Here is a 20,575-nt window from a genome sequence, read left to right as displayed (position 1 = left end):
GCACGCAGGGGCGGTGGTGGGCGGGGGAACGCTCAGGCGCGGAGGCGGGTCGGTTTCGTGCCCCGGCCCCAGGACATGCCCCAGCCGTACAGGCGGTCGATCTCCGACTGGAAGCCGTAGACGTACTTCACCTCGCGCCGCGCCACCAGGCGCCCCTTGTGGTGCTCGATCAGCGCCACCGCGCACGAGCGCGCGTGCGGCGCCGGGTCGGTCAGGCCGATCTCCACGTTCTTGCCGTCGGCCGACACCAGCGTGACGACCACGTCCGCCCGGTCGAACGCCGGGATGCCGTCGTAGATGTAGACGAAGACCACCAGCCGCTTGAACTCCTCGGCGTGGTCCAGGTTCACGTACAGGTTCTCGCCCGAGCCGGTGCCGAAGCGGTCGTCGCCGCTGAGCTTGATGTACGGCGGGGAGTTGAAGTCCCCCTCCAGGCCGCCCAGGGACTGGACGACGCCCTTCGAGCCGTCCTTCAGCTCGTACAGGCACGCCAGGTCCAGGTCGATGCTCGCCACACCCAGCGAATGCCCCTGTATCTCGGCCGGCTTGAAGAGGTCCAGGGGCCGCCGCCACAGCGTCGACCACTGCGTCCGCGTCCCCCCGAAGTCCGCGCCGGTCCGCGTCCGCCAGGACAGCTCGATGCGCAGCGTGCCCGTCTCCGCGCCCTCACCCGTGAGCGGCGCCACCGCGTTCCGCTTGGTCAGCTCCACCGCGTACGTCGACGGTCCGCCCACCGTGTCGAACTTCTGCTTGGGCATGCCGCCGTGCCGCCAGTAATTCCACAGGGACACCATGGCCCGCCCCACCCCACTTCGTCGTCGGCTGTCCTGAACTCCCGCACACACGCGGCGGGACGGAACCGGTGACCGGCCCGTCCCCCCACGTAGGATTCCGCGTTCCGCGGCGGCTCACACTCCCGAGTGCACCGCCGCCTTCTCCGGCGGGGCGTCGCCGTTCGCCGCGTCGATCCGGTTGTGCCGGACCGACGACCAGAACGCCGCCGCGATCAGGCCCACGCCGACGAGGCCGGTGACGACCTCGGGCAGGTGCCAGCGGATGCTGATCAGCAGCATCACGGCCAGGGCGCCGATGGCGTAGTGCGCGCCGTGCTCCAGGTACCGGTAGTCCTCCAGGGTGCCCTGGCGGACGAGGTAGATGGTGAGCGACCGCACGTACATCGCGCCGATGCCGAGGCCGAGCGCCATCCAGAAGATGTCGTTGGTGATGGCGAACGCGCCGATGACGCCGTCGAAGGAGAACGACGCGTCCAGGACCTCCAGGTAGAGGAAGAGGAAGAACGCCGCCCGGCCCCCGACGCCGACCAGCGTCGGCTGCCGCCCGGCGCGGGCCGCGGCCTCCTCGGCCTCGTGGGCGCGCTCCTCGTCCTCCTCCAGCCGGTCCTCGAAGAAGCCGGAGAGGCCGCCGACGATCAGGTACGTGAGCAGACCGGCGATGCCCGCGAGCAGCACGGTCTCGGTCTTGTCGGCGTGCAGGCCGCCGTGCTGGTACGCCTCGGGGGCGACGAAGGAGGCGGTCAGCAGCAGCCCGGCGAGCGCGACGCCGACGGAGAACGCGTCGATCTTGCCGAGCTTGGCCAGCGGACGCTCCAGCCAGCGCAGCCACATGATCTCCCGCTCCTCGAAGATGAACTCCAGGAAGATCATCAGCAGGAACATCCCGCCGAACGCGGCGATCGCGGGGTGCGCGTCGGTGACCAGGTGCTCGTAACGGTCCGGGTCGTCGACCGCGAGGTCCACCGCGTCGATCGGGCTGACGCCCGCGGTGAGCGAGACGATCAGGACGGGGAAGACCAGCCGCATGCCGAAGACGGCGATCAGGATGCCGATGGTCAGGAAGATCTTCTGCCAGAACTCGTTCATCCGCTTCAGGACACCCGCGTTGACCACCGCGTTGTCGAAGGAGAGCGAGATTTCGAGGACGGAGAGGATCGCCACCACGGCGAAGCCCTCCCATCCCCAGAGGATGAAGGCGGCGGCCAGGCCGACAATGGTGACGCCGAACGACCAGCCGAATGTTTTGAGGATCACAGGAATTCCAGTCTCCGCGCGAGTCCGCGCCAGGTGCAGGCAGACATGTCAGTCAGTGGCCGGTTCCGTGCCGTCGGCCTGGTGGACGATGCCGATGGGGGGGCGGGGTTCCCCGGGTGGGGAGCCCGGGATCACAGAGCCTGGAGCGCCGTGACGTAGTCGTTCAGGTCGCGGGCGTCGGGGAGGGCGTTGACGACCGTCCAGCGGATCACGCCCTCCTTGTCGATGATGAAGGTGCCGCGGACCGCGCAGCCCTTCTCCTCGTCGAAGACGCCGTAGGCGCGCGAGACGTCGCCGTGCGGCCAGAAGTCGGAGAGGAGCGGGTACTCCAGCCCCTCCTGCTCGCCGAAGACGCGCAGGGAGAACGGGGAGTCGTTGGAGACCGCGAGGAGCTGCACGTCGTCGTTGACGAACGTCGGCAGCTCGTCGCGCAGCGCGCACAGCTCTCCGGTGCAGACGCCGGTGAACGCGAACGGGTAGAAGAGCAGGACCACGTTCTTCGTGCCGCGGTAGTCCGCGAGCGAGACGGTCTGGCCGTGCTGGTTCCGCAAGCGGAACTCGGGGGCCTTGCTGCCGGGCTCAAGTGTCATGGGCGGGTAATCCGTTTCCCTGTCGGAGGTAAAGTTACGCCGCCCAGCCTACGATGCGGCCCCCGGCGGCCGACGAGCCCCCGGGGACCATGCCCGCGCGCGACCGCGCCAGCCCTACTTCTTCCCGGCCGCCTTCGGGGTCACGAGCCGGCTGCCCGACCAGTCCTTGCCCGCGCTGACGCTGCTGGTCTGCGCCAGGCCCGCGGTCTGCGCCGCCTCGCCGATCTCGCTCGGCTCGACGTAGCCGGCCCGGCCCGTCTTGGGCGTCAGCAGCCACACCGGCGCCCCGGGGTCGATCATCGTGGTGGCATCCACCAGCGCGTCGGTCAGATCGCCGTCTTCCTCGCGGAACCACAGCACCACCGCGTCGGCCACATCGTCATAGGTCTCGTCGACGAGCTCCTGGCCCGTGATGGCCTCGATTCCCTCGCGGAGTTCCTGCTCGGCGTCGTCGTCGTAGCCGAGCTCCTGGACCACCTGTCCGGGCTGGAAACCCAGCCGAGCGGCGGGATTGGTCCGCTCCTCCGCGTGGTCCGCGGTCGCGCTCACGGATAGCTCCTGTCCTGTGTCGGAAATACGGGGAGGCCGCGCGTGCGCGCGGCTTGGGCGTAGTCCACACGGGCGGGGCGGATCGCGCAAGTACCCGGCCGCCGAGCCTGCCCAAACGTTGACGTCTTGGCCCCCGACGGCCGCGTGATCTGCACCATAGTCCGCGAACGCCTGTTCGCCAGGCACGCCCGGCGCGCGGCGCGAGGGCATGGCGCTTTCCAGGGTGCGCGATGATCATGGATTCCGGGTTACCGATCAGTAGAGATGACGTTTCGCGTTCAGCGGTGGACCATGGAGGCGGCGCGACACATGCAGAGCAGACAACTCATACAGTGAAGGAACAGCGTGGCTTCCGGATCAGATCGCAACCCGATCATCATTGGCGGCCTTCCCAGCCAGGTCCCGGACTTCGATCCTGAGGAGACTCAGGAATGGCTCGATTCGCTCGATGCCGCCATCGACGAGCGAGGCCGGGCCCGGGCCCGCTATCTCATGCTCCGCCTGATCGAGCGCGCCCGTGAGAAGCGGGTCGCCGTGCCCGAGATGCGCAGCACGGACTACGTCAACACGATCGCGACCAAGGACGAGCCGTTCTTCCCCGGCAACGAGGAGATCGAGCGCAAGATCCTCAACGCGACCCGCTGGAACGCGGCGGTGATGGTCTCGCGCGCCCAGCGCCCCGGCATCGGGGTGGGCGGCCACATCGCCACCTTCGGCTCCTCGGCCTCCCTCTACGACGTGGGGTTCAACCACTTCTTCCGCGGCAAGGACGGCGGCGAGAGCGGCGACCAGATCTACTTCCAGGGGCATGCCTCCCCGGGCATCTACGCCCGCGCCTACCTGCTGGACCGCCTCTCCGAGCAGAACCTGGACGCGTTCCGCCAGGAGCGGTCCAAGGCGCCGCACGGGCTCTCCAGCTACCCGCATCCGCGCATGATGCCGGACTTCTGGGAGTTCCCGACGGTCTCCATGGGCCTGGGCCCGATCAGCGCGATCTACCAGGCCCGGATGAACCGGTACATGCACGCCCGCGGCATCGCGGACACCTCGCGGTCGCACGTGTGGGCGTTCCTCGGCGACGGCGAGATGGACGAGCCCGAGTCGCTCGGCCAGCTGTCGATCGCGGCCCGCGAGGGCCTGGACAACCTGACGTTCGTCGTCAACTGCAACCTGCAGCGCCTCGACGGCCCGGTGCGCGGCAACGGCAAGATCATCCAGGAGCTGGAGTCGATCTTCCGCGGCGCCGGGTGGAACGTGATCAAGCTGATCTGGGACCGCAGCTGGGACCCGCTGCTGGCCCAGGACCGGGACGGAGTCCTGGTCAACAAGCTGAACACCACCCCGGACGGCCAGTTCCAGACGTACGCGACGGAGACCGGCGCGTACATCCGCAAGCACTTCTTCGGTGACGACCACCGCCTGCGCGCGATGGTCGAGAACATGACCGACGACCAGATCCTCCACCTGGGCCGGGGCGGTCACGACCACCGCAAGATCTACGCGGCGTACAAGGCGGCCCTGGAGCACCAGGGGCAGCCGACGGTGATCCTCGCCCAGACGATCAAGGGCTGGATGCTCGGGCCGAACTTCGAGGGCCGCAACGCGACCCACCAGATGAAGAAGCTCACCGTGGCCGACCTGAAGGGCTTCCGGGACCGGCTGAAGCTGCCGATCCCGGACAGCGCGCTGGAGTCCGGCGCCCCGCCGTACTACCACCCGGGTCCGGACTCGGAGGAGATCCAGTACATGCACGACCGCCGCAGCGCGCTCGGCGGCTATGTGCCGACCCGCGTGGTGCGGGCCAAGCCGCTGACGCTGCCGGGCGAGAAGGCGTACGCGGCGGTCAGGAAGGGCTCGGGGCAGCAGCAGGTCGCCACCACGATGGCGTTCGTGCGGCTGCTGAAGGACCTGATGCGGGACAAGGAGATCGGCAGGCGCTTCGTGCCGATCGCGCCGGACGAGTACCGCACGTTCGGCATGGACTCGCTCTTCCCCTCGGCCAAGATCTACAACCCGCTGGGGCAGACCTACGAGTCCGTGGACCGCGAGCTGCTGCTCTCGTACAAGGAGTCCCCGACCGGGCAGATGCTGCACGACGGCATCACCGAGGCGGGCTGCACGGCGTCGCTGATCGCCGCCGGGGCGGCGTACGCGACGCACGGCGAGCCGCTGATCCCGGTCTACGTCTTCTATTCGATGTTCGGGTTCCAGCGCACCGGCGACCAGTTCTGGCAGATGGGCGACCAGCTCGCGCGCGGTTTCGTGCTGGGCGCGACCGCCGGCCGCACGACGCTGACCGGCGAGGGCACGCAGCACGCCGACGGGCACTCGCAGCTCCTGGCCTCGACCAACCCGGCCTGTGTCGCCTACGACCCGGCGTTCGGGTTCGAGATCGCGCACATCGTGCGGGACGGGCTCCGCCGGATGTACGGGGACGCCCCGGAGGACGTCTTCTACTACCTCACCGTCTACAACGAGCCGATCGTCCAGCCGGCCGAGCCGGCGGACGTGGACGTCGAGGGCATCCTCAAGGGCCTGTACCGGTACCGGGAGGGCACGGCGGGCAGCATCCCGGCACAGATCCTGGCCTCCGGCGTGGCCGTGCCGTGGGCGATCGAGGCCCAGCGGATCCTGGCCGAGGAGTGGGGCGTGAAGGCGGACGTGTGGTCCGCCACCTCGTGGAACGAGCTGCGGCGCGAGGCCGTCGCGGTCGAGGAGCACAACCTGCTGCACCCGGAGGAGGAGCAGCGCGTCCCGTATGTGACGCGCAAACTCTCCGGCGCGCAGGGCCCGTTCGTGGCCGTTTCCGACTGGATGCGGTCCGTTCCCGACCAGATCGCGCGCTGGGTGCCGGGCACGTACCAGTCGCTGGGCGGTGACGGCTTCGGCTTCGCCGACACCCGGGGGGCGGCGCGCCGCTTCTTCCACATCGACGCGCAGTCCGTCGTGCTGGCCGTGCTCACCGAGCTGGCGCGCGAGGGCAAGGTCGACCGGTCGGTCCTCAAGCAGGCCGTCGACCGGTACCAGCTGCTCGACGTGACCGCGGCCGACCCGGGCCCGGCCGGCGGCGACGCCTGACCCCCGGCACCACCCGGCGGGCTCCCGGACGGCTTCGCTCCCGCGCCGTCCGGGGGCCCGCCGCCGTCCGGTCCGGGGGTCCGGCCGGACGCCCCGGCTCCTAGGATGCGGCCATGGTCCAGCACCCCGACACTCCCGAAACGGCCCAGGCCGCGGTGGCGGCCCTCGTTCCCGAGGCGGAGGCGGAGGGGACGCGGCTGCGCTGGGAGGAACGCACCCAGGGGCCGCTGCTGTGGCTCGCGGTGCTGTTCGGGCTGGCCTACGCCGTGCCCATCCTCCACCCCGACGGGCCGCGCGCGCTGCGGACCGCCTGCTCGGTGACGGAGTGGCTGGTGTGGGGCTGCTTCGCCCTCGACTACGGCGTCCGCGCGGCGCTGTCGCGCAGCCGCTGGCTCTTCGTACGGCGCCACCCGTTCGCGCTGCTCGCCGTGGTGCTGCCGATCCTCCAGCCGCTGCGGCTGATGCGGCTGGTGTCCGCCCTGCTGCTCGTCGGGCAGCGGGCCCGGATGGCGTCGCAGATCCAGGTGACGACCTATGTCGCGGGCTCCTGTTTCGGGCTGCTGCTGTTCGGCTCGCTGGCCGTGCTGGAGGTCGAGCGGGACAGCCCGACCTCCAACATCCACTCCATGGGCGACGCCCTGTGGTGGGCCTTCACCACGATGACCACCGTGGGGTACGGCGACACCACCCCGACGACTGGGCTGGGCCGGCTGCTGGCCGTGGGGCTGATGCTGTCGGGAATCGCCCTGCTCGGTGTGGTCACGGCCAACATCGCGGCCTGGTTCATCGCCCGCTTCGAGCGGGAGGACGACGAGACGGCGGCGCACACCCGGGCCATCGCGGAACTGACCGCCGAGGTGCGGTCCTTGCGCGCCCAGGTGGCGGAGCTGGCGGCCCGGGTGCCCGGGGCGGAGCGGGAGCGGTGAACGCCGGGCACCGGCCGGGCACCGCGTCGCCGCCCCGTCGCCACCTCCCGGGTGTCGCACGGGCATCAGGCGCGACGCCGTCGCCCTGAGCTGACGCGAACACACCCGTCCGAGGGAAGCCGTTTCGTCAGCCAGGGCCCTTACGATGACCCGCATGGGTGATGTGCTGGCCGGAATCCACTCCACGTGGGAGTTCGACACCGACTCCGTGCTCATCCGCTTCGAACGGGGGATACGCACACCGAAGCTTTTCCAGGTGCTCGGCGAGCGCCGCATCCCTTACGAGGCGCTGAGTTCGGTGGACCTCGCTCCGGGAACGCGCAAGGGCACGGTGGTCCTGCACGCCGTGCCGCGCCCCGGGGCCGATCCGCTGCTGGAGGCCGCGGCCGGGCAGCTCAGACAGGCCGCGGACCCGTACCGGCTGGTGCTCCCGGTGGAGCGCGAGACGCTCGCCGACTACTACGCCACCGAGCTGCGCTCGGCGCTGGGGCCGCGGGCGGACGAGGACGCCGACCAGTACCTGGTGGCGGCCCCGGCGGCGCCGCTGCAGTTCAAGGCATACGACGGGAAGGCGGCCTTCGACGGCAAGGTGGTCTCGTTCCGCTGGTTCTGGACCGGCGCCTCGTCGGCGAAGTGGAAGGCGGGCGACCAGTCGTTCCCGGTGAGCGAGCTGGCGGACGTCGAGTGGCGCTCGCCCGAGATCGCGGGCGGCCACCTGCGGCTGCGCCGCCGCGGCCCGGACGGCACGCCGCTGGACCACGACGGCCCGGCCGACCAGGACCCGGCGGCGGTGGTGTTCGGCCTCGGCTACGGCCTGGTCCACGAGTCGCTCCCGCTGGCCGCCTCGGTGCTGGAGGCGGTGCGCGCGGCGGAGCCGATCACCACCGGCCGGCTGGACGGGCCCCGCCGCCGGGGCAATCCGGCGGACATAGCCAACCGCATCCGGCATCTGGGCGAGCTGCACGCCTCGGGCCTGCTGACGGACGAGGAGTTCACGAAGAAGAAGACGGAGCTGCTGGCGGAGCTGTGAGCGGCGCGGGCCCCGCCGCGCGCTTCAGGCGCGGCAGGGCCCGCGGGCGCGACGGCCGCGGCGGGGGTTACTCCCGGCCCGCCGAGGTGAACGCCATGTCCGGGTAGCGGTCGCCCGCGACCTGGGCGGCGATCGGGTCGAGCGCGGCCAGCTCGTCCTGGGTCAGCTCGATCCGGGTGGCCGCCGTGTTCTCCTCAACCCGGCCGCGCTTGCGGGTGCCCGGGATCGGGATCACCGTCATCCCGCGCACCGCCGCCTGGGCGTGCACCCAGGCCAGCGCGATCTGCCCGAGCGTGGCGCCGCGCGCCTGCGCGACGCGGCGGACCGGCTCCAGCAGCGCGCGGTTGGCCTCGGCGTTGGAGCCGTTGTACCGGGGCTGGGTGCGGCGCCAGTCGTCGGCCGTCAGCTCGCTGCTGGCGTCGGTGAACGCGCCGGTCAGGAAGCCCCGGCCGAGCGGCGAGTACGGCACGAACGCGACGCCCAGCTCCTTGGCCGCCGGGACGGCGGTCCGCTCCACGTCCCGCGAGAACAGCGACCACTCGGACTGGACGGCGGCGATGGGGTGCACGGCGTGCGCGGCGCGCAGCTCGGGGCCGGTGACCTCGCTCAGGCCGAGCTGCTTGACCTTGCCCTCGGTGACGAGCTCGGCCATGGCGCCGACCGTGTCCTCGATCGGCACGGCCGGGTCGCGGCGGTGCATGTAGTAGAGGTCGATCACCTCCACGTCGAGCCGCCGCAGGCTGTTCTCGACGCACTCCCTGACGTAGGGCCGGTCGTTGCGGATGCCGCGCGCCATGGGGTCGGCGGGGTCGACGACGATGCCGAACTTGGTGGCGATGGTGACCTCGTCGCGGTGGGCGCGGAAGAACGGCGACAGGAACGTCTCGTTCTCGCCCACGCCGTACATGTCGGCCGTGTCGAACAGCGTGACGCCCAGTTCGAGGGCCCGCTCCAGCGTGGCGCGGGCCTCGGCGGCGTCGGTCGGTCCGTAGGCGAAGCTCATGCCCATGCAGCCGAGCCCCTGGACGCCGACCCGGGGGCCGCCGTTGCCGAGTGGGGCGGTGTCGATCGTGGTGTTGTCGCTCATGGGGGGTTCAGGGCCTTTCCGGAGCCCGGAGGGCGTCCGCGTAGAGGTCGATCTTGTAGTCGAGAACCGCCAGGGTGCCCTGGAGTTCGGCGATGCGTCCCAGCACGCTCTCCCGCGTGGCGCGCAGCAGCGCGCCGCGCTCGGCGACCGTGTGGTCGCCCTGCCGCACCAGGTCGGCGTAGCGGACCATGTCCGCGACCGCCATCCCGGTCAGCCGGAGCTTGTTGACGAAGGCCAGCCACTCCAGATCGCGGTTGGTGTACCGGCGCTGGCCGGTGTGCGAGCGATCGACGTGCGGCATGAGGCCGATCCGCTCGTACCAGCGCAGCGTGTGGGCGCTCAGCCCGGTGTGGGCGGCGACTTCGCTGATCGTGTAGCGGTCCTGTCCGTCGGGTCTCGGCTGGGGCTTGGCGGGCGCGCACTGGCCGACGGTCTCGTCAAGCCCTGGCCGCTCCTGCTGTGTCAGGGTCATACCTGCACGCTAAAGAGTTGGAGTGCACTCCAGGCAAGCGGTACCGGTGGTGAATTCGCCGACGGGCGCCGGTACGCGCGCCTCCGGCACGGCCCGCTCCCCACGGAGTCGGGGAACCCCGCGGGCAGTTGAGCCGAAGAGGCGGCCGGGCGCCCCTCCGCCGCTGGCTCGGCATGCGCGTGCCCGCACCCGCGCACGTCCTCCACCGGTACGCCAGGTGCCCGGTGCGCCGCCCGCGTTCCGGGCCGCCGCCGCCCGCCGCGCTACGCTCGGGACCATGCGAAGCCTGGAGTTGATCGACACCTGGCCCGTCCCCACGGCGGCGGCTGCCGTCGTCCTGCCCGACGGGCGCCGTTTCTCGCACGGCCCTGGCGGGCAGCCGTTCCGGCTCGCCTCCGTCACCAAGCCGCTCGCCGCGTACGCCGCGCTGATCGCGGTCGAGGAGGGCGCGATCGACCTGGACGAACCGGCCGGGCCGCCCGGCTCCACGGTCCGCCATCTGCTGGCGCACGCCTCGGGCCTGGCGTTCGACGAGCACCGCGTGATGGCCCCGCCCGGCACCCGACGGCTGTACTCCAACGCCGGGTTCGAGGTGCTGGGCGACCACATCGCCAAGGCGGCGGACATGCCGTTCGCGGAGTACCTGCGGCAGGCCGTGCTCGTGCCGCTCGGCATGACCGCCACCGACCTGCCCGGCTCCCCGGCCAAGGACGGCGTCTCGACGCTGGACGATCTCACCGCCTTCGCCGCCGAGTTGCTCGCGCCCCGGCTGCTGGCCCCCGAGACGCTCGCGGAGGCGACCACGGTCGCCTTCCCCGGACTGAGCGGGGTCCTGCCCGGCTTCGGCCACCAGAAGCCCAACGACTGGGGGCTCGGCTTCTCGATCCGCGCCCACAAGTCGCCGCACTGGACCGGCGCGACGTCCTCGCCCCGCACGTTCGGCCACTTCGGCCAGTCCGGCACGTTCCTGTGGGTGGACCCGGACGCGGCGGCGGCCTGCGTCGTCCTGACCGACCGCGCCTTCGGCCCCTGGGCCCAGACCTGGCCCCCCTTCACCGACGCGGTCCTCGCGGAACTGCGCGCCTAGCCCACAGGCCCGACCGCCCGGTCGCCCGCCTCACCGGCGCCCGGGTCCGGTGACCGCCTGGAGCAGGAAGGCCCACGCGCAGAGCGCGGGCAACTCGCCACCGTTGTCGATCGGCCAGGGTCGGGGGAACGCGTGCGCGCCGACGTACGCGTACGCCGTCTCGCCGGAGCCAACCAGGGCGATCGCACGCGTGCCGACGGCGAGCATCACCAGGGTGCCGCCGACGAGTTCGATGAGGGCCGCGTACCAGTAGGGCCAGTCGCCCACCCGGGACGGTGTCGGCCTGATCGGCCCGGCGGCCGGGCTGATCAGGCCGAAGAGGGCGCCGAATCCGTGGCAGGCGAAGAGCAGGCCGACCACGATGCGGAAGAGGGACAGCACATACGGACCGGCGGCCTCCAGCCGCTCGCCGAGCGGCGGGGGCGGACGCGGAGACGGGGTGGTGGAACGCGCCGCGGGCAGGGGAGACAGGGACGGCCTCTCCGGTCGGGTGCCCGGGCGGTTCCACCGTCCCCCGGCGCCCCCGCCACGCGTCGCACCGTCGGCGGCTCGTGCCGTCCTTTGCGGCGGTGGCCGCCCGGCCCGTCAGGCCGGTCGGCCGAGCTCCCAGACCAGCAGCTCCGTCTCGCCCTCCGACGCCCGGGCCGTCACCTCGCCCGCGTCCGTGAGCCGGGCCGCGTCGCCGGCCGTCAGGCGCTCCCCGGCCAGCGTCACCGCGCCGCGCACCACGTGCGCGTACACGCGCGGCGCCGCCGGGACCGCCGTGCGCTCGCCGGCCGCCAGCCGCCGCACGTGCAGCACCGCGGCGGTGCGCGGCAGGGCGTACGGGGTGCCGTCCGCGATCCCCCGCACCACCTCGTACTCCGGGGCGCCGCCGGGCCGGTCCGGCACCAGCCACATCTGCAGGAAGCGCAGCGGCGCCGCCCCCGCGTTGCGCTCCGCGTGCGTGGTGCCGGAACCGGCCGTCAGCCGCTGGACGTCTCCCCGGCCGATGACGGTGGTCCGCCCCTCGGCGTCCTCGTGGGTCAGCTCGCCCTCGACGACCCAGCTCACGATCTCCACATCGCGGTGCGGGTGCGCGGGGAAACCCACGCCGGGCGCCAGACGTTCCTCATTGCAGGCGGTCAGCGGGCCGAACCGCAGGTTGTCCGGATCGTAGAAGCCGCCGAAGGAGAACGCGTGCCGGGTGTCGATCCCCGCGGCCGGATCGCCGCCCCGGTAGCGCTCGCCGGACCGCAGAACACGAAGCATGCGCCCACCGTATCCACCTCGCCCCCACCCCCGGCGGGTATGACCGAGAGAGAAATGAGGCAGGCTGGTCCTCGTGTCCGATGCCGATGATGCAGCAGCGTCCGCTGGCGGGACCTCCGCCCAGAACGACGAGAACGACGAGCACGAGGAGAGCAACGCCGCGCACACCGCGACCGTGCGCCGCCTCGAACAGTCTTCCGGGAAACTGGCCGCCGCCGCGATCGCGCGGATGGACGAGCAGCTCTCCTGGTACCGCGCCATGCCCCCGGAGAACCGCTCGTGGATCGGCCTGGTCGCCCAGGCCGGCATCGCGGCCTTCACCGAGTGGTTCCGGCACCCGGACACCCCGCAGGCGATCAGCACCGACGTGTTCGGCACCGCCCCCCGCGAGCTGACCCGGGCCATCACCCTGCGGCAGACCGTCGAGATGGTCCGCACCACGATCGAGGTCATGGAGACGGCCGTCGACGAGCTGGCCGCCCCCGGCGGCGCCGCCGCGCTGCGCAACGCGCTGCTGATCTACGCCCGCGAGATCGCGTTCGCGACCGCACAGGTCTACGCCCAGGCCGCCGAGGCGCGCGGCGCCTGGGACGCGCGCCTGGAGTCGCTGGTGGTGAACGCGGTGGTCTCCGGCGAGGCCGACGAGAGCGACGTGTCGCGCGCCGCCGCGCTCGGCTGGAAGTCGCCGGAGCACGTCACGGTCGTGCTGGGCAACGCCCCGAACGGCGACAGCGAGCTGACCGTCGAGGCCATCCGCCGCGCGGCCCGGTACGCCAAGCTCCAGGTGCTCACCGGCGTCCTCGGCAAGCGCCTGGTGGTGATCGCGGGCGGCAGCGACGACCCGCTGCACGCGGCGAAGGGCCTGATCGGACCGTTCGCGTCGGGTCCCGTCGTGGCCGGTCCCGTGGTCGGTGACCTGCTCGCCGCGACCCGCTCCGCGCAGGCCGCGGCGGCCGGTCTGCGGGCGTGCGCCGCCTGGCCGGACGCCCCCCGCCCGGTGCTCGCGGACGACCTGCTGCCGGAGCGCGCGATGGCCGGCGACCCGGCCGCCCGGCGGCTCCTGGTGGAGGAGATCTATAAACCGCTCCGCGAGGCGGGCTCGGCGCTGCTGGAGACGCTGAGTGTCTATCTGGAGCAGGCGAGCAGTCTGGAGGGGGCGGCCCGGATGCTGTTTGTGCATCCCAACACCGTTCGCTATCGTCTGCGTCGTGTGACTGATGTCACCGGATGGCCCCCTTCCGATGTTCGCTCGGCCTTCACTCTGCGCATCGCGCTGATGCTCGGACGCCTGGAAGAAGAGGATCACCACACATAGCATTTTGTCGGGGATCCACAACTCCCTCGGCGGTTCTTAGTTCTCGCCACCACGGGCGGGGGCCCTGTTGCCGGGAGAGAGTGAGAGGGTGCTCGTACTCGTCGCTCCCGGCCAGGGTTCCCAGACTCCTGGCTTCCTCACCCCCTGGCTCGATCTCCCCGGCGTCTCGGACCGGCTCGCCGCCTGGTCGGAGGTCACCGGCCTCGACCTCGTCCACCTCGGGACGAAGGCCGACGCCGAGGAGATCCGGGACACGGCGGTGGCCCAGCCGCTGCTGGTCGCCGGCGCGCTGCTGTCCGCCGCGGCGCTGTTCGACGGCGCCGCCGCGGCGCCGCGCGACGCCGTGGGCGCGGTGGCGGGCCACAGCGTGGGCGAGCTGGCCGCCGCGGCGCTCGCCGGGACGCTGACCGAGCACGACGCCATGGCGCTGGTGCGCCGCCGCGCCGAGGCGATGGCCGAGGCCGCCGCGGTCACCGAGACCGGGATGTCCGCCGTCCTCGGCGGCGACCCGGCCGAGGTCGCCGCCCGCCTGGAGGCCCTGGGCCTGACCGCGGCGAACAACAACGGCGGCGGCCAGATCGTCGCCGCCGGCACGGCGGAGCAGCTCGCGGCGCTGGCCGCCGACAAGCCCGACAAGGCGCGCGTCATGCCACTGAAGGTGGCCGGCGCCTTCCACACCCACCACATGGCCCCGGCCGTGACGGCGATGGCCGAGGCCGCCGGACAGGTCGGCGTCGCGGACCCGGTCGTTCCTTTCGTGTCGAACGCGGACGGCGAGGTTGTCACCGGCGGACAGGAAATCGTGCGTCGTCTGGTCTCGCAGGTTTCGAACCCGGTCCGCTGGGATCTTTGCATGGAGAGGTTCCAACTCCTCGGTGCCACGGCCCTGATCGAGCTGTGCCCGGGCGGAACGCTCGCCGGCCTCGCCAAGCGCAATCTGCCGGGCGTGGCTCGGGTCGCCATCAAGACCCCGGATAACCTGGCCGAGGCCCGCCAGTTGATCGCCGAACGGGCCGCCGAAGCCGCCGAACAGGAGCACTGAACAGCATGCCCGCCACACTCAAGGCCAGCAGGGGCGCGCAGCACGCGCGGATCCTCGGCGTCGGTGGCTACCGGCCGACCCGCGTCGTCCCCAACGCGGAGATCCTCCGGCACATCGACTCCTCCGAGGAGTGGATCCGCTCCCGCTCGGGGATCGTGACCCGGCACTGGGCCGGCGAGGACGAGACCGTGGCCGAGATGGCGCTCGCCGCCGCCGGGAAGGCCATCGCCGACGCGGGGATCGCCGCCGAGCAGGTGGGCGCGGTGATCGTCTCCACCGTCTCGCACTTCGCGCAGACCCCGGCGATCGCCACCCTGATCGCGCACCGGCTCGGGGCGCAGCGGCCCGCCGCGTTCGACATCTCGGCCGGCTGCGCGGGCTTCGTCTACGGCCTGACACTGGCCAAGGGCCTGATCCTGGAGGGCAGCGCGACCTACGCGCTCGTCATCGGCGCCGAGCGGCTGTCGGACCTGACCGACAAGGAGGACCGCTCCACGGCGTTCCTCTTCGGCGACGGCGCCGGCGCGGTCGTGCTCGGGCCCTCCGAACAGCCGGCCATCGGTCCCACGGTCTGGGGTTCCGAGGGTGACAAGGCCGACGTCATCACCCAGACCGTGACCTGGGACCGCTACGGCCCCGGGGACAAGTTCCCCGCGCTCAGGCAGGAGGGCCAGACGGTCTTCCGCTGGGCGGTCTTCGAGATGGCCAGGGTGGCCCAGCAAGCCCTGGACGCCGCCGGGATCACGGCGGCGGACCTGGACGTCTTCATCCCGCACCAGGCCAACATGCGGATCATCGACTCGATGGTGAAGACGCTGAAGCTGCCGGAGCATGTCGCGGTCGCCCGCGACATCGAGACCACCGGCAACACATCGGCCGCCTCCATCCCGCTCGCCATGGAGCGGATGCTGGCGACCGGGCAGGCGAAGAGCGGCGACACCGCGCTCGTCATCGGCTTCGGGGCGGGTCTCGTGTACGCCGCGGCGGTCGTTACCCTGCCCTGAGCAAGTCCGTTCACCGAAACCCACCCACCCCACCCGCGGTACCCCACCGCAGTACATCAAAAGGAGCGCCGCAATGGCTGCCACCAGGGAAGAGATCATCGAGGGTCTCGCCGAGATCGTGAACGAGATCGCCGGCATCCCCAACGAAGAGGTGACAGTGGAGAAGTCGTTCACCGACGACCTGGACGTCGACTCGCTGTCCATGGTCGAGGTCGTCGTCGCCGCCGAGGAGCGCTTCGGCGTCAAGATCCCGGACGACGACGTCAAGGGCCTGAAGACCGTCGGCGACGCCGTCGGGTACATCCTGGAGCACCAGGGCTGAAACGTCCGGGCGTGACGGCCGGCGGCCGGGCGGCCGGCCGCACCTCGCATCGCACGCGCCTGTCGCCACCCGCGGAGTGGCAAAGCACGACCATCCCCGACTAGCGGAGTAAGAAATCCTGTGAACGCGACCAATCGAACGGTGGTTGTCACCGGTGTCGGCGCAACCACACCGCTGGGTGGCGACAGCGCATCGACCTGGGAGGGCCTCCTCGCCGGCCGGTCCGGTGTGCGACCGCTGACCGCGGACTGGGCGGCCGATCTGCCGGTCCGGTTCGCGGCCACCGTCGCCGTCGACCCCGCCGGGGTGCTGCCCAGGCCGCAGGCCCGTCGCCTGGACCGCACCGCCCAGCTGGCGCTGATCGCGTCCAAGGAGGCGTGGAGCGACGCGGGTTTCGCCGCGCGCGCGGGCGATGACGAGGCCGTGCGCCCCGACCGCCTCGGCGCGGTCATCGCGTCCGGCATCGGCGGCGTCACGACGCTGCTGAGCCAGTACGACGTGCTCAAGGAGCGGGGCGCGCGTCCCGTCTCCCCGCACACCGTCCCCATGCTGATGCCGAACAGCCCGGCGGCCAACGTCGGCCTGGAGTTCGGCGCACAGGCGGGCGTGCACACCCCCGTCAGCGCCTGCGCCTCGGGCGCCGAGGCGGTCGGCTACGGCGCGGAGATGATCCGCACCGGCCGGGCCGACGTGGTGATCGCCGGCGGCACGGAGGCGTGCGTCCACCCGCTGCCCATCGCGGCGTTCGCCAACATGATGGCGATGTCCAAGAACAACGACGAGCCGGAGCGCGCCTCCCGCCCGTACGACACGGCCCGCGACGGCTTCGTGCTCGGCGAGGGCGCGGGCGTGGTGGTGCTGGAGTCCGCCGAGCACGCGGCGCGGCGCGGCGCCCGCGTCTACTGCGAGCTGCTGGGCCAGGGGCTGTCCTCGGACGCGCACCACATCGCGCAGCCGGAGCCCTCCGGGCGCGGCATCGCGGCGGCCCTGCAGAACCTGATGGACGCCTCGGACCTCAAGCCCGCCCAGATCACCCACCTCAACGCGCACGCCACCTCGACCCCGCAGGGCGACATCGCGGAGATCAAGGCGCTGCGCAAGGTGCTGGGCGACGACGTCGACCACATCGCGGTCTCCGCGACGAAGTCCATGACCGGCCATCTCCTGGGCGGCGCGGGCGGCGTCGAGTCCGTCGCCACGGTGCTGGCGCTGCACCACCGGACGGCCCCGCCCACGATCAACGTGGACGAGCTGGACCCGGAGGTGGACGCCGACGTCGTCCGTGACACCCCGCGCGAGCTGCCGTCCGGCACGATCGCCGCGATCAACAACTCCTTCGGTTTCGGCGGCCACAACGTGGTGCTGGCGTTCCGCACGCTCTGAGAGCCCCGACGGCGAACGGGCCGCCCCGGCTTCCCGCCGGGGCGGCCCGTTCGTCGTTCCGCCGGATCCGCCGCCGTGTCAGGGGCAGCGCACGACCTGACCGGCCCAGGACAGGCCGCCGCCGAAGGCGAAGAGCAGCACCGGCGCCCCGGACGGGATCTCGCGCCGCTCGACGAGCTTGGCGAGGGCCAGCGGCACGGAGGCGGCCGAGGTGTTGCCGGAGCCGACGACGTCCTGTGCGACGACCGCCTGCGGCGCGTCGAGCTGGCGGACCAGGGACTCCACGATCCGCAGGTTCGCCTGGTGGGTGACGATCCCGCCCAGCTCGCGGGTGCCGACCCCGGCCCGCTCGCACGCCTCGCGGGCGAACGGCGCCAGCGCGGTGGTGGCCCAGCGGAAGACGGTCTGCCCGTCCTGGGAGAACCTGGGCTGCCACGCGTCCCGCAGCCGCACGGCGTCCCGCCGCGTCGGGTCCGAGCCCCACACCACCGGACCGATGCCGTCCCGCTCGCCCGGCCCGGAGGCGCTGACCACGGCGGCGCCCGCGCCGTCTCCGAGCAGCACGCAGGTGGAGCGGTCGGTCCAGTCGGTGACGTCGGACATCTTCTCGGCGCCGATGACCAGGGCGTGCCGGGCGGCCCCGGCGCGCACGGTGTGGTCGGCGGTGGCCAGGGCGGTGGTGAAGCCGGCGCAGCCGTTGTTGAGGTCGAACGTGACGGCGGCGGGGATGCCGAGCCGGCCGGCGACCCGGGCGGCGATGGACGGCACGCGGTCCCGCGCGCTGCAGGTGGCGACGATGACCTGGCCGATGTCGGCGGGGTCGACCCCGGCCGCCGCCACCGCCTTCCCGGCCGCCGCGGCGGCCAGGTCGGTGACCGACTCGTCGCGTGCGATGCGGCGGGCGGCGATGCCGGTCCGCTGCCTGATCCACTCGTCGCTGGTGTCGACCAGCTCGGCCAGGTCGTCGTTGGTCATCACGTGCTCGGGCTGGTGGTGCCCCAGGGCGGAGATGCGCGTCATGGAGGAAGAATAGCGACCGATCGGTCGGACTCTATAGTGGGGTGCATGAGTCCGCGACATTCCGCAGCCCAGGCCCGCAGCACGCGCGAGCGGATCATCGAGCGCTGCGTGGACGTCGCCTCCGTCGAGGGCCTGGAGGGGTTGACCATCGGCCGGCTCGCGGCGGACCTGGGCATCAGCAAGTCCGGTTTGCTGGGCCACTTCGGCACCAAGGAGGCGCTCCAGCTCGCCACCCTGGAGCGGGCGGCCGTCATCTTCGACCGCGAGGTGTGGCGGCCCGCTGCGGACGTGGCCCCCGGCCTGCCCCGGCTGCGGGCGGTGTGCGCGGCGTGGATCTCGTACCTGGTGCGCGGGGTGTTCCCCGGTGGCTGTCTCTTCGTCAGCTCGACCTTCGAGTACGACGGCCGCGGCGGTCCCGTCCGGGCGCTGCTGCGGCGCCAGTTCCGCGCCTGGCGGCGGCGGCTCGGCGCGGACGTCCGCGCGGCCGTGGCCGCCGGGGGGCTGCCCGCGGACACCGACGCCGAGCAACTCGTCTTCGAGCTGCTCGGCGTGATGATGAGCCTGAATCACACGATCCAGCTACACGGCGACACGGCCGCCGCCACCCGTGCGGTGCGCGCGGTCGACCGGCTGCTGACCGTTCAACTCCCGGCCCCCGCCGGGTCGTCGGCGGCGCGGGGGGCCGGTCCCGGGCGTCCGGGAGCCGCGCCTCACACCACCTGGTGAAGCCAGCGGACCGGCGCGCCCTCCCCCGCGTACCGGAACGGCTCCAGCTCGTCGTCCCAGGGCTTGCCGAGCAGCTTGGTGATCTCGGCGTGCAGGTCGCTCTCGCCGCGCGCGGCGCGGGCGGCGGCGGCCCGCAGCCGGTCCTCCGGGATCATGATGTCGCCGTGGATCCCGGTGACCGCGTGGTAGATGCCGAGCCGGGGCGTGCAGCTGAAACGCTCGCCCTCGGTGGCGGCGGACGGCTCGCAGGTGACCTCGAAGCGCAGCAGGTGCCAGCCGCGCAGCGCCGAGGCGAGCTTGGAGGCGGTGGCCGCCTCACCCTGCCAGGAGAGCTCCGCCCGCCACGTGCCGGGCGAGGCCGGCTGTCTGGTCCAGTCGAGACTGACACGGGCGCCGAGCACACCGGCCACGGCCCATTCGATGTGCGGACACAGGGCACGCGGGGCGGAGTGCACATACAGAACACCACGTGTCGTCATCGGGACCTCCACTCTCACACTCTGGTCAACCTTGCGCCCGTTGCGATCCTCAAGGCGCCCCCGTTGACCCCGAAACGCACACGAACAGTAAACACCATTACATACCTTTTACGACAAAGAGGACAGCCTGTGACGTCAGGTCATCTTTTAGTCTTGCTGAGGGCGCACGTCGGGCCCGCCCACTGCCGGAACCCAAGCTACCGCCCCGCTCCGTGACGACAAGGACACCGAGGAACCTGAATGCCGGTCAGCCGCCGCACCCTCGCCCTGCCGATCGCTGCCGTCGCCGCGCTGGCCGCGTGCACCTCCTCATCTACCACTACTTCGGAGCCGGATCGGACAGCCGGGGCGGTGCCGTCGGCAGAGGTCACCCCAGCGTGGGACACCAGCCCGGCGTCGATGGCCGCCATCGGCGACTCCATCACCCGCGCGTTTGACGCCTGTTCCCTCCTCTCCGACTGCCCCGAGGCGTCCTGGGCCACCGGCACCGACACCGAGGTGGACAGCCTGGCCCGGCAGTTACTGGGCGATCCGGAGACGATCGCGGACCGCACCTGGAACCTCGCGGAGACCGGCGCCACGGTGGCCGACATCCCGGCCCAGGCCCGGCAGGCCGTCGCCCACTCCCCCGAGCTGGTGACCGTGCTGATCGGCGCCAACGACGCCTGCGCCCAGGACGTCGCCTCGATGACGAGCGTGGCGGACTTCGAGGCGCACCTCCGCGCGGCGCTGGACCTCATCCGCGAGGAGCTGCCGGAGACCGAGGTGTACGTGTCGAGCGTGCCGGACCTGCTGCGCCTGTGGAGCGAGGGCAGCGACTCCACCATGGCCCGCGCGGTGTGGCAGCTCGCGGACATCTGCCCGTCGCTGCTCGCCGGAGCGGGCGACGACTCGGCCGCCGCGACCGAGCGGCGCGCGGCGGTGGACGAGCGGGTGCGGGAGTACAACGCGACGCTGGAGGCCGTCTGCGCCGAGGACCCGCTGTGCCGGTACGACGGCGGCGCGGTCTTCGCCTACGACTTCGGCTCGCGCCACCTGAGCGACTGGGACTGGTTCCACCCCAGCCGCGAGGGCCAGGCCGAGCTGGCCGCCCTGGCGTACGAGCGGATCACCGCGCCCACGCTCTGACCGCCGGGTGGCGTACGGTGGTGAGCGCCCCGGACCAC

At 72.2% G+C, this 20,575-nt stretch carries 21 protein-coding genes; 11 read left to right on the top strand and 10 right to left on the bottom strand.

From position 1 onward, the window contains the following. Nucleotides 1–32: 32 nt before the first annotated feature. From ACSNOC_RS11920 to ACSNOC_RS11905, 4 genes are all read right to left on the bottom strand, one after another. Nucleotides 33–794 carry a Tellurium resistance gene (locus tag ACSNOC_RS11920; protein WP_436747328.1) on the bottom strand — a complete coding sequence of 254 codons (762 nt, stop codon included), beginning with the start codon at nt 792–794 and terminating at the stop codon, nt 33–35. A 114-nt stretch (nt 795–908) separates the two neighbouring features. Next, complete coding sequence (locus ACSNOC_RS11915) at nt 909–2,048, bottom strand: DUF475 domain-containing protein (RefSeq protein WP_436747327.1); 1,140 nt, start codon at nt 2,046–2,048, stop codon at nt 909–911. A gap of 131 nt (nt 2,049–2,179) precedes the next feature. Beyond that, complete coding sequence (locus ACSNOC_RS11910) at nt 2,180–2,638, bottom strand: peroxiredoxin (protein ID WP_436747326.1); 459 nt, start codon at nt 2,636–2,638, stop codon at nt 2,180–2,182. Nucleotides 2,639–2,752: 114 nt separating this feature from the next. Beyond that, the gene (locus ACSNOC_RS11905; protein WP_436747325.1) at nt 2,753–3,187 is read right to left on the bottom strand and encodes a DUF3052 domain-containing protein; all 435 of its coding nucleotides are present in this window, start codon (nt 3,185–3,187) and stop codon (nt 2,753–2,755) included. A 345-nt stretch (nt 3,188–3,532) separates the two neighbouring features. On the opposite strand from ACSNOC_RS11905, the gene aceE reads away from it, so the two are divergent. From aceE to ACSNOC_RS11890, 3 genes are all read left to right on the top strand, one after another. Beyond that, nucleotides 3,533–6,265 carry a pyruvate dehydrogenase (acetyl-transferring), homodimeric type gene (aceE, locus tag ACSNOC_RS11900; RefSeq protein ID WP_436747324.1) on the top strand — a complete coding sequence of 911 codons (2,733 nt, stop codon included), beginning with the start codon at nt 3,533–3,535 and terminating at the stop codon, nt 6,263–6,265. 113 nt (nt 6,266–6,378) lie between these two features. Further along, entirely contained in the window at nt 6,379–7,191 is an 813-nt protein-coding gene (locus ACSNOC_RS11895; protein ID WP_436747323.1) for a potassium channel family protein, read from the top strand. 154 nt (nt 7,192–7,345) lie between these two features. Next, nucleotides 7,346–8,221 (top strand): DUF4429 domain-containing protein, encoded by an 876-nt coding sequence (locus ACSNOC_RS11890; protein WP_436747322.1) that lies wholly within the window; start codon nt 7,346–7,348, stop codon nt 8,219–8,221. 67 nt (nt 8,222–8,288) lie between these two features. Here the strand turns inward: ACSNOC_RS11890 and ACSNOC_RS11885 are convergent, their stop codons facing one another. Further along, complete coding sequence (locus tag ACSNOC_RS11885; protein WP_436747321.1) at nt 8,289–9,308, bottom strand: aldo/keto reductase; 1,020 nt, start codon at nt 9,306–9,308, stop codon at nt 8,289–8,291. Between the two features lie 7 nt (nt 9,309–9,315). Beyond that, nucleotides 9,316–9,780, bottom strand: coding sequence for a MerR family transcriptional regulator (locus ACSNOC_RS11880; protein ID WP_436747320.1), 465 nt, complete (start codon nt 9,778–9,780; stop codon nt 9,316–9,318). Nucleotides 9,781–10,057: 277 nt separating this feature from the next. Here ACSNOC_RS11880 and ACSNOC_RS11875 point away from each other — a divergent pair, with 277 nt between their 5' ends. Continuing rightward, entirely contained in the window at nt 10,058–10,867 is an 810-nt protein-coding gene (locus ACSNOC_RS11875) for a serine hydrolase domain-containing protein (RefSeq protein ID WP_436747319.1), read from the top strand. 30 nt (nt 10,868–10,897) lie between these two features. Here the strand turns inward: ACSNOC_RS11875 and ACSNOC_RS11870 are convergent, their stop codons facing one another. Together ACSNOC_RS11870 and ACSNOC_RS11865 are read right to left on the bottom strand one after the other, a co-directional pair. Beyond that, a complete protein-coding gene (locus ACSNOC_RS11870) occupies nt 10,898–11,248 on the bottom strand; it encodes a DoxX family protein (RefSeq protein WP_436747318.1) in 351 nt (116 codons plus the stop codon). A gap of 204 nt (nt 11,249–11,452) precedes the next feature. Beyond that, nucleotides 11,453–12,118 (bottom strand): pirin family protein, encoded by a 666-nt coding sequence (locus ACSNOC_RS11865; protein WP_436747317.1) that lies wholly within the window; start codon nt 12,116–12,118, stop codon nt 11,453–11,455. A 175-nt stretch (nt 12,119–12,293) separates the two neighbouring features. Between ACSNOC_RS11865 and ACSNOC_RS11860 the strand changes: the two genes are divergently transcribed. The 5 genes from ACSNOC_RS11860 to fabF all read left to right on the top strand — a co-directional run bounded on the left by ACSNOC_RS11860 (nt 12,294) and on the right by fabF (nt 17,184). Next, nucleotides 12,294–13,433, top strand: a complete 1,140-nt coding sequence (locus tag ACSNOC_RS11860) for a PucR family transcriptional regulator (protein ID WP_436747329.1) — start codon at nt 12,294–12,296, stop codon at nt 13,431–13,433. A gap of 88 nt (nt 13,434–13,521) precedes the next feature. Continuing rightward, nucleotides 13,522–14,475, top strand: coding sequence for an ACP S-malonyltransferase (locus ACSNOC_RS11855; protein WP_436747316.1), 954 nt, complete (start codon nt 13,522–13,524; stop codon nt 14,473–14,475). Between the two features lie 5 nt (nt 14,476–14,480). Next, a complete protein-coding gene (locus ACSNOC_RS11850; RefSeq protein WP_436747315.1) occupies nt 14,481–15,479 on the top strand; it encodes a ketoacyl-ACP synthase III in 999 nt (332 codons plus the stop codon). A gap of 73 nt (nt 15,480–15,552) precedes the next feature. Beyond that, nucleotides 15,553–15,801 (top strand): acyl carrier protein, encoded by a 249-nt coding sequence (locus ACSNOC_RS11845; RefSeq protein WP_436747314.1) that lies wholly within the window; start codon nt 15,553–15,555, stop codon nt 15,799–15,801. A gap of 120 nt (nt 15,802–15,921) precedes the next feature. Next, complete coding sequence (fabF, locus tag ACSNOC_RS11840; protein WP_436747313.1) at nt 15,922–17,184, top strand: beta-ketoacyl-ACP synthase II; 1,263 nt, start codon at nt 15,922–15,924, stop codon at nt 17,182–17,184. 78 nt (nt 17,185–17,262) lie between these two features. Here fabF and ACSNOC_RS11835 read toward each other — a convergent pair whose 3' ends face one another. Next, nucleotides 17,263–18,204, bottom strand: a complete 942-nt coding sequence (locus ACSNOC_RS11835) for a beta-ketoacyl-ACP synthase III (RefSeq protein ID WP_436747312.1) — start codon at nt 18,202–18,204, stop codon at nt 17,263–17,265. Nucleotides 18,205–18,249: 45 nt separating this feature from the next. Between ACSNOC_RS11835 and ACSNOC_RS11830 the strand changes: the two genes are divergently transcribed. Continuing rightward, nucleotides 18,250–18,930, top strand: coding sequence for a TetR/AcrR family transcriptional regulator (locus tag ACSNOC_RS11830; RefSeq protein WP_436747311.1), 681 nt, complete (start codon nt 18,250–18,252; stop codon nt 18,928–18,930). Here the strand turns inward: ACSNOC_RS11830 and ACSNOC_RS11825 are convergent. Next, nucleotides 18,915–19,409, bottom strand: coding sequence for a DUF3145 domain-containing protein (locus ACSNOC_RS11825; RefSeq protein WP_436747310.1), 495 nt, complete (start codon nt 19,407–19,409; stop codon nt 18,915–18,917). The genes ACSNOC_RS11830 and ACSNOC_RS11825 overlap by 16 nt on opposite strands. A gap of 240 nt (nt 19,410–19,649) precedes the next feature. Between ACSNOC_RS11825 and ACSNOC_RS11820 the strand changes: the two genes are divergently transcribed. Beyond that, the gene (locus ACSNOC_RS11820) at nt 19,650–20,537 is read left to right on the top strand and encodes an SGNH/GDSL hydrolase family protein (protein WP_436747309.1); all 888 of its coding nucleotides are present in this window, start codon (nt 19,650–19,652) and stop codon (nt 20,535–20,537) included. The last annotated feature ends 38 nt before the right edge of the window (nt 20,538–20,575 follow it).

Origin of the sequence: Streptomyces sp. URMC 129 (assembly GCF_051386415.1) — a bacterium.
Taxonomy (GTDB): Bacteria; Actinomycetota; Actinomycetes; order Streptomycetales; family Streptomycetaceae; genus Streptomyces.
Note: the sequence above shows the minus strand (reverse complement) of the source record. Positions and strands in the feature narration are given on the sequence as shown.